Below are 12,907 nucleotides of genomic sequence, written 5' to 3' on the forward strand. Positions count from 1 at the left end.
GCGGACGTCGCGGCCTGCGGAGAGCCTGGCGACGCCGCGCGCCCGCGGCACGCATCCCGAACGATCCCGAACGGCCGGACGCTCGTCTGACCGCCCGGGCTCGTCGCCCGGCGGCCCCGCACGCCACGGTCACGTCGCCGGGCGAGCACGCCGCGCAGCGGCGGGTGGCCGTCGCTAGCCTGGCGCCGTGCCCCCCGACCCGCCGCCGTCCCCCGTGGGCGCAGGGTCGGTGGACGAGCTCGCCGCGCGGTTGCGCGCGCTGCGGGCGTGGGCCGGCGACCCCTCGTACACCGAGATCGCGCGGCGCGTCGGCGCGCTCCGCACCGCCCGGGGCGTCCCCGTCGCGGAGGCGCGCCCGGGGCGCGTCACCGTCTACGACGTCTTCCGGGCGGGCCGCTCCCGGCTCGACGTCGACCTGCTCGCGGACGTCGCGCACGTCCTCGGCGACCGCCGGCCCGCGGCGTGGCGTGCCGCGTACCGGACGGCGACCGTCCCCGCGGCCGCTCCGGAGCCCGCTCTCCCGCCGAGCGTCCGGCTGGGACCGATCGTGCCCGACGGGCCGCTCGTCGGTCGGGCCGACGAGGTTTCGCGGCTCGCGGCGGCGCTCACCGCCCCGCCCCAGGAGTCCTCGCGGGAGCGAACGCGCGTCGTGACGGTCACGGGCCTGCCCGGGTCGGGCACGACGAGCGTCGCGCTCGCCGCGGCCCGCGAGGTCCCGGCCGACGTCGTCGCGCTCGTCGACCTGCACGGGGAGGCGGACGGCCCGCGCCCGGCCGCCGTCGTGCTCGACGCGCTGCTCCAGGCGCTCGGCGCACCCCCGCCCGACGCGCAGGCGCGCGACCTGCCTGCGCTCGCCGCCGCGCTCGCGACCGCGCTCGACGGGCGCCGCGCGACGATCGTCCTCGACGACGTGACCGATCCCGCCCAGGCCGCCGACGTCGTCGGGCACCTGCCTGGCACCGCGCGCGTGGTGGTGGCGGCGCACCGCGTCGTCGGGCTGCCCGGGGAGGCCGCCACGACCCTCGCGCCCCTCGGCGCGGACGACGCCCGCGCGCTGCTCGCGGCGCGCGTCGGCCAGGACCGCACCGCCGCGGAGCCCGAGGCCACCGCCCGCCTCGTGCGCGCGTCCGGAGGGCTCCCTGCGGCGCTGGCGCAGATCGCCGACGACGTCCGCGCGCGACCCGGCTGGTCGCTCGCCGACCACGTCCGCCGGGTCGAGGACCTCCCGGGGCCGGCCCTCCACCCCGCGCTCGCCGCCGTGCACCGCCGTCTGCCCGCCGACCACGCCCGCGCCCTGCGCCTGCTCGCCCTCGTCCCGGTACCGCTCGACGCCGCCGAGGTCCCCGTGCTCCTCGGCGTCTCGACGAGCGAGAGCCGCGACGCGCTCGCCGCCCTGGGCCGCTGGCACCTCGTCGCGGCCGGGCCGCGCGGGGAGGTCGTCGTGCCCGACGCCGTGCGCACCCTCGCCGCCGACCTCGCCCGGACGGACGACCCGTTCTCGGCGCGGGCGTCCGCCGTCGGGCGGCTCGCCGCGCGCCTGCTCGACGACGCCCGGCCGGCCGTGCACGCGACGTCGCCCCACCACGACGCGGCCGGGCCGGGCGTCGGGACGAGCACAGAGACCGGCACAGCGGCGGGCACAGCGGCGGGCACAGCGGCGGGCGGAGGGGCGGGCGACGCGCATCCCGGCCGCACGGCGGACGCCGCCGTCGCGTGGCTCGACGCGCACCGCGCCCTGCTCGTCGCGACGTCGGCGCTCGCCGCGGAGCACGAGCTCGCCGACCCGGTGACCGACCTCTCCGCCCTGCTCGCGCCGTACCTCGACTCGGCGGGGCGCTGGAACGACGCGGTCGCGGTGCACACGGCGGCGGTCGAGCACGGGCGGCCCTCCGGGCGGTCCCAGGCCGGGCGCGACCTCGGGCGCGCGCTCGAGAGGCTCGGCCGGTACGACGAGGCGCTCGCCCAGCTCGTCCGCTCGCTCGAGCGCGGCGACGACCCCCGCCCCGGCCAGACGCTCAACCGCGTCGGCAACGTGTACAAGCGCCTCGGGCGGTTCGACGAGGCCGAGACCGCGTACCGCGACGCCGCCGCCGGGGCGCGGACCGCGGGCGACCCGGTGAGCGAGGGCCGCGCCGTCGGGAACCTCGCGGACGTGCACCGCATCCTCGGCCGGCACGACGACGCGCGCGCCGGCTACGACCGGGCGCTCACGCTGTCGCGGCGGGTGGGTGACGCCCTGAACGTCGCGATCGTGTCGAGCAACGCGGCGATCCTGTCGGAGGCGGAGGGCGCGCTCGACCGCGCGCTCGCGCTCCACCGCGACGCGCTCGCGAGCGCGGTCTCCCTGGGGGACGCGGGGCTGGCGACACGGGCACGGGTGCACGTGGGTCGGCTCCTCGCACGCTGCGACGCGGCGGGGGCCGGGGTCCTGGAGCTGCGTGCCGCGGTCGACGCGGCCGCCGGGCTCGGCGACCCCGACGCGGAGGCGGAGGCCCGCAGCGCCCTCGCGACCGCGCTGCTCGCCGCGGGCTCCGTCGCCGAGGCGGTGTACGTGGGCGAGGCCGCCGTCGACCTGGCGCGCCGCGTGCGCGCACGTCTCGTCGAGACGGAGGCGCTGAACGCGCTCGGGGAGGCCGTGCTCGCCGCGGGCGACGCCGCCCGCGCGGCGAGCCTGCACCATGCGGCCCAGGTGCGCGCCGTCGAGCTCGACGACGTCGCCGAGGAAGCCCGTGCGCGGCGCGGTCTCGCAGCCGCGAGGCACGGGCTCGGCGGCGGCGACGGCGACGGCGACGGCGACCGTGACCGTGACCGCGACCGCGACCGCGACCGCGAGCATGACGGCGAGGCGCGCGGCACCGGCTGAGACCGCTCCGTCGTCTCAGCATCCGATCGCGTACGGCGTCCGGGAACATGCGGGACCCCCTGCGGGGTTGCCGCTGTCATGGCCTCCACTCCCCCCGCGACCTCGGTGCCGACCGCGCCCGTCGCCGCCCCGTCGGGCACCGGCTCCACGAGCCTCGCCGCTCCCTCCCGACCCGGGCGCGTCAGCGCGGGGCTCGTCCTGCTGCTCTCCGCGCTCACCGCGATCGGGCCGCTGACGATCGACCTCTACCTCTCCGCGTTCCCGCGCATCGTCGACGAGCTCGGCACGACCGAGTCCCGCGTCCAGCTCACGCTCACCGCGACGCTCGCCGGCCTCGCCCTCGGGCAGCTCCTCATCGGGTCGGTCTCCGACGCGGTCGGGCGCCGCGCTCCCCTCCTGGTGTCGCTCGCGGTGTACGTCGCGGCGTCGGCCGGGATCGTCTTCGCCGGTTCGGTCGCCGCGCTCACGGGGCTCCGGTTCGTGCAGGGCCTCTCCGCAGCCGCCGGGATGGTGCTGTCCATGGCGATCGTGCGCGACTCGTTCGAGGGCTACCAGATCGGCAAGGTCATCGCGCGGCTCATGCTGGTCGTGGGCGTCGCGCCCATCCTCGCGCCGACCATCGGCGCGCAGTTCCTGCGGCTCGGGTCGTGGCGCGGCATGTTCGTCGCGCTCGCCGCCGTGGGCGCCGTGCTCTTCGTGCTCGTGCTCCTGCGGCTGCGCGAGACGCTGCCCGTCGAACGTCGCCGCAGCGGCGGGACCGTCGCCGCGCTGCGCTCGTACGGCTCGCTCCTCGGGGACTGGTCGTTCATCGGCCTCGCGCTCATCGCCGGCTCCTACATGGCCGCGATGTTCACGTACATCTCCGCGTCGACGTTCGTGTTCCAGGACTTCTACGGGATGTCCGCGCAGCAGTACGCGATCGTCTTCGGCGTGGGCGCGGTCTCCGTGACGGCGGGCAGCCAGATCAACGGCGCGCTCGTCGGGCGCGTCACGCCCGAGCGCATCCTCCAGGGTGCGGTCGCGGCCGGGTTCGTCCTCTCGGGCGGGCTGCTCGTCGCCGCGCTCGCCGGTGGCGGGCTCGCGTGGCTCGTCCCGCTCATCGTGCTCACGCTCGGCACCGCGGGCTTCGTCATGCCGTCCGTGCCGGCCATCGCGCTCGAGCGCAACGCGCACCGCGCCGGCAGCGCCGCGGCGCTCATCGGCGCGTTCCAGTTCGGCGTCGGGGCGGTCGTCGCGCCCGTGACGGGCCTGCTCGGCGGGTCTCCGCCGGTGACGATGGCCGCGGTGATGTTCGGCGTCGTCGTGGTCGCGGGCGCGGTGCTGCTCGGCCTGCGGCACACGTTCGGCGCGCCGCTCCCGGCCGACGCCGCGGGCTCCCTCGGCGCGCCCGACCCCGCAGTCGCCGTCCCCTCTCCGGCCACGGACCTCCCGGACGCGCCCGCCGAGGCCACCCTCCCGGCCGCCGGCGAGCCCGACGCCACGGCACTCGCCGGCGCGACGGCGCCGACGAACCGCCGGGCCTGACGGCCGACCACGCCCCTGCCGCCAGCCGAGCACGGGGTCCGCGACCGGATCGCTCGGACTCCGGTCGCGGACCCCGTGCTCGGCGGGCGGGGGCGCGGAGAGGTGGGGGCGCGGGCAGGATGGGCGGGTGACGCCCGACGACCCCGACTACCCGCTCGCGGCCCGGACGGCGCCGACGCTCGCGGCGCTGGACGCCCACCTCGTCGAGTGCCGGGCGTGCCCGCGACTCGTGGCGTGGCGCGAGCACGTCGCGGAGGTCAAGCGGGCGTCGTTCCGCGACGACGACTACTGGGCCCGCCCCGTCCCCGGGTTCGGCGACGAGCGCGCGGGGATCGTCGTCGTCGGGCTCGCGCCCGCCGCGCACGGGGCCAACCGCACCGGCCGCATGTTCACGGGCGACCGCAGCGGTGACTTCCTCTTCGCCGCCATGCACCGCACGGGCCTCGCCAACCAGGCGACCTCGGTCTCCGCCGACGACGACCTCCGCCTCACCGGGATCCGCGTCACCGCGCCGGTGCGGTGCGCGCCGCCGGACAACAAGCCGACCCCGGAAGAACGCCGCCGCTGCGGCCCGTACCTCGCGCGCGAGGTCGAGCTGCTGGGTTCCTCGGTGCGCGTCGCCGTCGTGCTGGGCGGGTTCGGGTGGCAGGCGCTGCTCTCGACGCTCGCCGAGCAGGGCTGGGCCGTGCCGCGTCCGCGGCCCCGGTTCGCGCACGGCGCGGAGGTGACGCTGCGACGGGCCGTCCCTCGCCCCAGCCCAGAGGCGTCGCTCCCCGGCCTCGTGCCCGACGGCGGCCCCCCGCACCCGGAGCAGACCCTCACCCTGCTCGGGTGCTTCCACGTGAGCCAGCAGAACACGTTCACCGGCCGGCTCACGCCGCAGATGCTCGACGACGTGCTGCTGCGAGCGCGCGAGCTCGCGGGCCTCGGCGCGCCGGCCTGACGTGCGCGGGCGCCACCGCGCACGGTGGCGAGCCGCCGGACGCTACGGGTCGCGCGCCCCGACCGCCGCTAGCGGGCGGCGGTGGCCGGGGACTGGCGGCGCGGTGCGTCGGCCCAGCGGCGGCGCTCCGCCACGCGCGGGGCGACGCGGCCGACGAGCCGGAGCTGCTCCCGGCGCGCGATGACCTCCATGCGCCGCAGCTCGCGCTCGAGCGGGGACGATGCTGCTGACATTGCTGCTCTCCTTCGACGGCTCCCGGACGACACCGCCGGTCGCGGTTGTTCCGGGACGGCGCGACGCCCGCGGACGTCGCTCTGCTCCCCGAGGAGAGAAGGATGCGGGGCGAGTTCGTGACATCCGGCCTCGGCCGGTCCGGACCCCGAGCCCCGAGCGCCGAGGCGCGAGCCGTGGGCCGTGGGCCGTGGGCCGTGGGCCGTGGGTAAGCCTCGCGGGAGCGCGCCCGCTACGCCGTCGGGCGGGCGGACTCCTCGTACTGCTCGACGAACTCCCCCGTCGGCGGGATCGGGGTGATGACGTCCACGATCACCCCGTTCGGGTCGGCCGTGATGAAGTGCCGCTGCCCGAACGCCTCGTCACGCAGCGAGCGCAGGATCGGCAGGCCGGCGGCGACGAGACGGGCGTGCACGGCGTCGACGTCCTCGACCTCGAGGTTGAGCAGGAGCCCGCCCGCACGACCTCGGCCGCTCTCCGGGATCGTCTCGTGATCGCCGTCGAGCACGGCGAGGTTCACCGACGGGTCGTGCGCGGACTGGAGGTGGACGTACCAGTCGCTCGTGAAGAGCGGCCGGAAGTCCAGGTGGTCGCGGTAGAACGCGACGGTCCCGGCGACGTCGCCGGTCATGAGCACCGGGTACCAGCTCGTGATGCGCACGGTCTTCTCCTCGCAGTCGGCGACCGCAGCGGTCGCAGAAACAAACAGGCTGTGTGTATTGAGGATGGCCTACAGTCTGTCGGTATGCAAGACCGCCGCCGGACCAACGCCGAACGCACCCACGCGACCCGTGCCGCCCTCGTCGCCGCCGCGCGCGACCTCTTCGTGCGCGCCGGCTACGCCGCGACCTCGACGCCGCAGATCGCCGCCGCCGCCAACGTCACCCGCGGCGCGCTGTACCACCACTACGCCGACAAGCAGGACCTCTTCCGCGCCGTCGCCGAGGCCGAGGCGGAGGCGGTCGCACGGGAGATCGAGGCGTGCACCGCCGCGCCGGACCCTGGCAAGGCAGCCCCGGAGCGATCGGACGCCCCGGACGCCCCGGACGCCCCGGACGCCCGCGCGATGCTCGTCGAGGGCGCGCGCGCCTACCTCGACGCGATGGGTGAACCCGGCCGGACGCGGCTCCTCCTCGTCGACGCGCCCGCCGTGCTCGGCCCCGCGGAGGCCGACGCGCTCGACGCCCGACACGCGCGCCGCACGCTGCGCGAAGGGCTCGGCGCGGCGCTCGGCGCCCACCCCAGCGGGGACAGCGCGAGCCACAGCCCGGACGAGCAGCGTCTCGACGCGCTGACGCTGCTGCTGTCCGCGGCGTTCGACCGCGCCGCCCTCGCGCTCGACGCGGGCGCGGCGCCCGGGCCCGTGCGCGCGGCCGTGACCGAGCTCGTCGACCGTGTGTGCGCACCGTCCCCGGAGCCTCGCCCTCGGTCCTGACGGACGGCACGGCCCCGTCAGGCGCGCACGGTGAGCGTGCTGCCGCCTCCGGGGAGGCGACGGACCTCGACGCGCTCGGCGACGGACTGCTTGAGCGCCTCGACGTGGGAGACGACGCCCACGACGCGCCCGCCCGCCCGGAGCCGGCCGAGCGCCGCGAGGACGGCCTCCAGCGTCTCGGGGTCCAGGCTGCCGAAGCCCTCGTCGACGAACAGCGTCCCGAGCTCGATGCCGCCCGCCTCGGCCGTGACGACGTCCGCGAGCCCGAGGGCGAGGCACAGCGACACGTAGAACGTCTCCCCGCCGGAGAGCGTGCGGGGATCACGCTCGCGCTCGGTCACGTGGTCGAGGACCTTCATCGCGAGGCCTCGCTTGTGCGCCCGCACGTCCTCGCGCGTCGCGCTGCGCACCAGCTCGTACCGGCCCGACGACATCTCGGCGAGGCGCTCGTTCGCCGCCGCGACCACGTCCTCGAACCGTTGCACGAGCACGAACGTCGCGAGCGAGAGCGCGTGCGCGTTGTCCCCCGTGCCCGACGCGAGCGCCGCCATGCGCGCGACCGGCCCCGCCGCGTCCCGTGCCACGGTCCAGCCGTCGACCGCCGCCCCGACGGCCTCGGCCGCCGTCCTGGCCGCCTCGGCCCGCCGGGCGACGAGCTCGTGCTGCCGCGCCGCGGCACCGGCCACGGCCTCTGCCTCGGCGACGGCGGCGCGCGCGGCCGCGACGTCGGCCCGCGCGGCCTCGGGCAGGTCGGCGAGCGCCGGGTCCGCGAGGCCGGTCGCCGTCGCGGTGCGCGCGGCGTCGTGCTCCGCGACGCGCCGGGCGAGCGCGTGCCGCTCGGCGTCGTCGAGCACGGCGGCGAGCGCCTCGGCCGCGTCCGCGAACCCCGACCGGGCGACGAGCGCGGCGACCTCGGCCGCGCGCTCCTCGGCCGACCGCTGTGCCGCGGCAACCGCGCTGCCGGCGTCCGCGAGGGCGTCGATCGTGCGCACCCGGTCCTCCAGCGCGGCCGCGAGGACGGCGACGGGGTTGCGCGCGCCGCCCTCGTCGGCGAGCGGGTCGGGAAGGTCCACGAGCTCCACGAGCGGACCGGCCGCGTCGAGCTCCGTGCGGATCTCGGCGCGGTCGCGCGCGAGCGCCGCCTCGACCTCCTCGAGCCGCGCGGTCGTGCCCGCGACCGCCTCGGCGAGCTCCGCCGCCCGGGCCTGCAGCGCGCGCGTCTGCGCGTCGAGCTCCTCGAGCTCCCGCTCGGCCTCGGCCCGCTCGTGCTCCGCGCCGCGCGCGGCGGCCACGAGCTCCTCCGCCTGCGCGACCTGCTCGGCGGCCGACTGCGGGGTCAGGCCGTCGGCGTCCCGACGGCGGGCCGCGCAGCGCTCGGCGAGCACCTCGGCACGGGCCGCGACGTCGCGCAGCAGGCGCTCGGCGTCCGCGCACTCCCGCTCGGCGCGCTCGACGTCCTCGGCCGTCGGGTGGTCCTCGGCGAGCGGCGCCGGGTGCGGGTGCTCGGCCCCACCGCACACGGGGCACGGCTCCCCTGCCGCGAGCCCCGCGGCCAGCTCTCCGGCGAGACCCGCGATGCGCGCGGACCGGAGCCGGGTCTCACGCTCCAGCGCCTCGTGCGCGCGAGCCGCGACCCGTGACCGCTCGGCGTGCGCGTCGGCCACCTCGGTCTCGAGCGCCGCCGCCTGGCGTGCCGCCTCCTCGACCGCACGGGCGCGGTCCGCGCGCTCGCGCAGCACCCCGAGCGCGCCCGCGGCCTCCGCGAGGGACGCGAGGCGCGCTCGCACCGCGTCCCGGCGCGTTGGGCGCCCGTCGAGCTCGGCCAGCACGCGACCGCGCTCCTCCGTCGCCCGCGCGATCTCCTTGCGGCCGTCGGCGAGCTCGCGCTCGCGCCCGGGCAGCGACTCGCCCACCGGGACGAGCCGCGTGACGCGCACGGCCGCCGTCGCGACGTCGGCACGCAGCGCCTCGAGCGTCGACGGGTCGGCGTCCGCGAGGACGGCGGGCGCCCCGGTGCGCGCGAGCGCGAGCCGGTCGAGCGCGGCGCGCAGGGTCTGCTCGGCCCGCGCGAGGCCCTGGGCCGCCGGGGCGACGACCGCGGCGCGCGCCGCCGCGTCCGCCCGACGGCGGTCCTCGGCCACCGCGGGCTCCGCCTCGTCGAGCCGGGCCGCCTCGAGCCGCAGCCGGGCACGCCGCTCGAGCGCGTCGTGGCGCGCGCGCTCACCCTCGAACTGCTCGCGCGCGGCGGCGAGCGTCGCGTCGGCACCCGCCGCGCGCTCCGCCAGCGCCGTGGCCTCGGCGTCGAGGCGCGCGACGTGCGCGACGGCGAGCGCGTGCACGCCCGGCACCGCCTCCGAGCCGGTCGGGGCCGGCGGCTCGTCCACCTCCGGCAGGACCGCCGCCTCCGCGGCCGGGACCGCGAACGAGACCGACGGCTCGTCCACCTCGAGCGCGACCGACGCCCCGGCGAGCGCCCGGGCGACGTCGTCCTCGTCGGCCCGCCGCAGCCGGTCGTCGTCGTCCGCGGCCTCGCGCAGCCGTCGTGCGTCGTCGGACGCGAGCCCGGCGGCTCCCGCGAACCGCTCCACCGCCCCCACGACGCCCTGCCGCGCGACGTCCGTGCGCGAGCGCGCCGCGCGCGCGAGCTCGGCCAGGCGCGCCGCCGCGCGCTGGTAGAGCTCCGTGCCGAACACCTTCTGCAGCAGCACGGCACGGTCCTCGGGCTTCGCGCGCAGGAACGTCGCGAACTCGCCCTGCGGCAGCACGACCGTCTGGACGAGCTGGCGCCGGTCGAGCCCGACGAGCCGGCGGATCTCGTCCCCCGCCTCGTCGAGCCGCGCGGAGAGGAGCTCCCCCGCGGCGTCCTCGACCGCGCCCGGTGCGTCGGTGGGTGGCACCTCCGCGAGCCGCCAGAGCCGGACGGAGGCCTGCTGGGTCGTGGTGCCGGTGCCGCGCTTCTTGGGCCGGCGGTACTCGGGCGTGCGCCGGACCCGGAACACCCCTGCCGGGACCTCGAGCACGAGGTCGACGTACGACTCGACGTCCGGTCCCGCGAACGCGGAGCGGAGGCGGTCGTCGCTCGCGGCGTCCGAGGCGACCTTCCCGTAGAGCGCGAACACGATCGCGTCGATGATCGTGGACTTGCCGGCGCCCGTCGGCCCCTCGAGGAGGTAGATCCCGGACGCGCCGAGCGCCGCGAGGTCGACGTGGTGACGGCCCGCGAACGGCCCGATCGCCTGGAAGGTGAGGGAGTGCAGGTGCATCAGGCGCTGCGCTCCTCGGCGAGGGCGAGCTCGAACGCCTCGCGCAGCACGACGACCTCGGCCTCGCTGGGCGCGTGCCCGGAGACGTGCTCGACGAAGTCGCGGGCGACGTCCAGCGGGTCGTGCCCCGGCCCGACGGCGGCCACGACCTCGCGCTCCGCGACGCGCGGGGGGCGGTGCGTCACCTGGAGCGCGTGCGGGAACCGGGACCGGACGCGGGCGTAGAGCTCGGCGGGCCGGACCGCGTCCGTCACCACGACGCGCAGCCAGTCGTCGACGTGCGGCTCGCCCGCCTCACCGAGCAGCTCGTCGAGCGATCCGGTCACCTCGGCGAGGCGGCGGGGCACAGGGGCGGGGACCAGCTCGACCGCCGCGTCCGCGTCCGTGCGGAGCCGACCGACGTCGACGAGCGCGGTGGACTTGCGCTGGTGCAGCTCCGAGAAGGAGAACGCGAGGGGCGAGCCCGAGTAGCGGGCGACGGTCGACACGCCGCCGACGTCCGGGACGGTGACGCGCTGCGGCCCGTGCAGGTGGCCGAGCGCCACGTAGTCCAGCCCGCGGCCCGCGAACGCGGCGGCCGGGACGGCGTCCACGCCGCCCACACGGATGTCGCGCTCGGAGTCCGACGCGAGCCCACCCACGACGAACGCGTGCCCGACGACGACCGCCCGCACCTCCGGGTCCGCGGCGCGGCGCCGCGCGAGGTCGGCGGCCACCCGGCGCAGGGCCGCCCCCATGACGGCCTCGTGGGACCGCGCGAGCGGACGCGGGCCACCCGTCGGGGCGCCGCCCACCCCCTCGGTGCCCGGAGCGTCCGGCGTGTCCGCGGCGTCCGCGAGGACGTGCCGGGCCGTGTCCGGGTCGAGGTACGGGAGCGCGTAGACGAGCAGCGGGGGGCCGTCGCCGCCCGCCGCACCCGGGCGCGGCCCCAGGACGACGGGAGCGCCGACGTCGGCCAGGCGCGCCCGCACGTGGACGCCCGGGCGCAGGAGACGGTCGCCGAACCCCAGCCGGACGGCGGAGTCGTGGTTGCCCGGCGTGACGACGACGTGCGCGTGCTCGGCGAGCCGCGTCACCGCCTCCGAGAGGAGGGAGACGGCGTCCACCGGCGGGATCGCGCGGTCGTAGACGTCGCCCGCGACGACGACCGCGTCGACCGCCTCGGAGCGGGTCAGCTCGACGAGGTGGTCGAGGTGCGCGGCCTGGTGCTCCAGCAGGTCGACCCCGTGCAGCGTGCGCCCGAGGTGCCAGTCGGAGGTGTGCAGGATGCGCATGCCCGCACCGTACCGGCCGGTTCCCACACCCCCGGGGACCCGGGGCGGCGGGCGGGCGCGCGGGTGTCAGACGGCGCTGACGACCTGGATCGGGCCGGTCGACGCGCCGCTGCGCTCGACGGGGATGCGCCCGCCCATGCCGATCATGTCGAGCAGCTCGACGATGCTCGGGGACGGGTCCCGCAGCACGACCTCGCGGCCGTCCTCCTCGCCCAGCATGTAGAGCTGGATGATGAACGCGATGCCCGAGGAGTCGATGAAGGTGACGTCGGCGACGTCCACGACGACGCGTCCGCGGGTGTCGAGCACGTACGACATGGCCTCGCTCGCACGGTCGCGCAGCGCCGCGTCGACCTCTCCCCACATCGTCACGACCACGCCGCCGTCCGCCGGGGCGTAGACGATCCCGCTCGTCCGGTCGATCGCGCTGCCTGTGTCCACGGTTCCCGCTTCTCTCGAGTCGTCCTGCCTGCTGTCGGCCGCCCCTCCGGACAACGTCCGGGGGAGGTGACCTGTTCCCTGCGCACCTCATCGGCTCCGTCCGGCCGCTCGCCGTCGCCGTCGGGCGGCTGCTCGGACCGGCGACCGTGACCGGAGCACCCCAGAGTCTGCACCCGGCGCGGGGCGCACACCAGCCCGCGCGGCGGTCGTTCGCGACCTTCCTCCGAACCCACACAACCCGGACGGCGCGGGCGGCCGCGCGCACCTCCGCGTGCCCGCGCGCACCGCGAGCGCACGCGCCCCGGACGCCGTCGCGGGGCTCGCCGCAGGGCTCGCCGCGGGGCTCGCCGCGGGACCGGCTACAGCGGGTCCGTGACGTCGGCGACCTGGGCCCCGAGGGCCGCCACGAGGGCCTGCCCGTCGACCGTCGCGGCCACGCCGTGCTCGCCCGCCCCGATCGAGACGAGGTGGTCCCCGCCGCCCGGGGCCTCCGGGGCGGCCAGGTCGCCCGCGACGTCCACCTCGTCCTCGCCGCGCACGGCGACCACGCGCACGTCCGCCACGACGGGCCACGCGTGCGTGGCGCCGAACGGCGTGATCGTGCCGCGCTCGTACCCCGTGACGTCGCGCGCGACCTCCTTGTCCGGCATGGACAGGCGCGACACCCCGAGCAGCGCGCGCAGCTTGGGCCACGAGATCTGCCGGTCGCCCGGGACGAGCACGAACAGGTAGTCGTCCTCCGCGCGCCGCACCACGATCGTCTTGAGGACGCGCGCCGGGTCCACGCCGCGCGCGGCGGCCGCCTCCTCCAGCGACCCCACCCGGCCGTGCCGGGTGAGGGTGAAGTCGATGCCCGACGCCTCCAGCGCCGCCACGGCGCGCTCGCTGCTCATGAGAACCGACCCTAGCCCTCGCCCCCGACGCACGGGCTGC

10 protein-coding genes are annotated in these 12,907 nt (G+C 78.0%); 4 read left to right on the forward strand and 6 right to left on the reverse strand.

Annotation, left to right across the window (positions count from 1 at the left end; all coding sequences use genetic code 11):
• The first annotated feature begins 187 nt into the window (after positions 1-187).
• The 3 genes from ACZ4MO_RS13220 (at position 188) to ACZ4MO_RS13230 (ending at position 5,330) form a co-directional block, all read left to right on the forward strand.
• On the forward strand, positions 188-2,863 hold the full coding sequence (locus tag ACZ4MO_RS13220; RefSeq protein WP_499279058.1) for a tetratricopeptide repeat protein: 2,676 nt from the start codon (positions 188-190) through the stop codon (positions 2,861-2,863).
• A gap of 78 nt (positions 2,864-2,941) precedes the next feature.
• A complete protein-coding gene (locus ACZ4MO_RS13225; protein ID WP_175009730.1) occupies positions 2,942-4,387 on the forward strand; it encodes a Bcr/CflA family efflux MFS transporter in 1,446 nt (481 codons plus the stop codon).
• A gap of 127 nt (positions 4,388-4,514) precedes the next feature.
• Positions 4,515-5,330 (forward strand): uracil-DNA glycosylase family protein, encoded by an 816-nt coding sequence (locus tag ACZ4MO_RS13230; protein ID WP_175009731.1) that lies wholly within the window; start codon positions 4,515-4,517, stop codon positions 5,328-5,330.
• A 68-nt stretch (positions 5,331-5,398) separates the two neighbouring features.
• Here ACZ4MO_RS13230 and ACZ4MO_RS13235 read toward each other — a convergent pair whose 3' ends face one another.
• Positions 5,399-5,563 (reverse strand): hypothetical protein, encoded by a 165-nt coding sequence (locus ACZ4MO_RS13235; protein WP_157446563.1) that lies wholly within the window; start codon positions 5,561-5,563, stop codon positions 5,399-5,401.
• Between the two features lie 230 nt (positions 5,564-5,793).
• Positions 5,794-6,222 (reverse strand): VOC family protein, encoded by a 429-nt coding sequence (locus ACZ4MO_RS13240; RefSeq protein ID WP_175009732.1) that lies wholly within the window; start codon positions 6,220-6,222, stop codon positions 5,794-5,796.
• 84 nt (positions 6,223-6,306) lie between these two features.
• On the opposite strand from ACZ4MO_RS13240, the gene ACZ4MO_RS13245 reads away from it, so the two are divergent.
• Positions 6,307-6,996, forward strand: a complete 690-nt coding sequence (locus ACZ4MO_RS13245; protein ID WP_499279059.1) for a TetR/AcrR family transcriptional regulator — start codon at positions 6,307-6,309, stop codon at positions 6,994-6,996.
• Between the two features lie 17 nt (positions 6,997-7,013).
• On the opposite strand, the gene ACZ4MO_RS13250 is transcribed toward ACZ4MO_RS13245, so the two are convergent.
• From ACZ4MO_RS13250 to ACZ4MO_RS13265, 4 genes are all read right to left on the reverse strand, one after another.
• Positions 7,014-10,259 (reverse strand): AAA family ATPase, encoded by a 3,246-nt coding sequence (locus tag ACZ4MO_RS13250; protein ID WP_175009734.1) that lies wholly within the window; start codon positions 10,257-10,259, stop codon positions 7,014-7,016.
• A complete protein-coding gene (locus tag ACZ4MO_RS13255; RefSeq protein ID WP_175009735.1) occupies positions 10,259-11,533 on the reverse strand; it encodes an exonuclease SbcCD subunit D C-terminal domain-containing protein in 1,275 nt (424 codons plus the stop codon). The genes ACZ4MO_RS13250 and ACZ4MO_RS13255 overlap by 1 nt, the downstream gene beginning before the upstream one ends.
• Before the next feature lie 66 nt (positions 11,534-11,599).
• The gene (locus tag ACZ4MO_RS13260) at positions 11,600-11,974 is read right to left on the reverse strand and encodes an STAS domain-containing protein (protein ID WP_255437347.1); all 375 of its coding nucleotides are present in this window, start codon (positions 11,972-11,974) and stop codon (positions 11,600-11,602) included.
• Between the two features lie 359 nt (positions 11,975-12,333).
• Positions 12,334-12,867: a YbaK/EbsC family protein gene (locus ACZ4MO_RS13265; RefSeq protein ID WP_175009736.1), complete on the reverse strand. Its 534-nt coding sequence runs from the start codon at positions 12,865-12,867 to the stop codon at positions 12,334-12,336.
• Positions 12,868-12,907: the final 40 nt, after the last annotated feature.

It is taken from the genome of Sphaerisporangium cinnabarinum, from assembly GCF_055567015.1.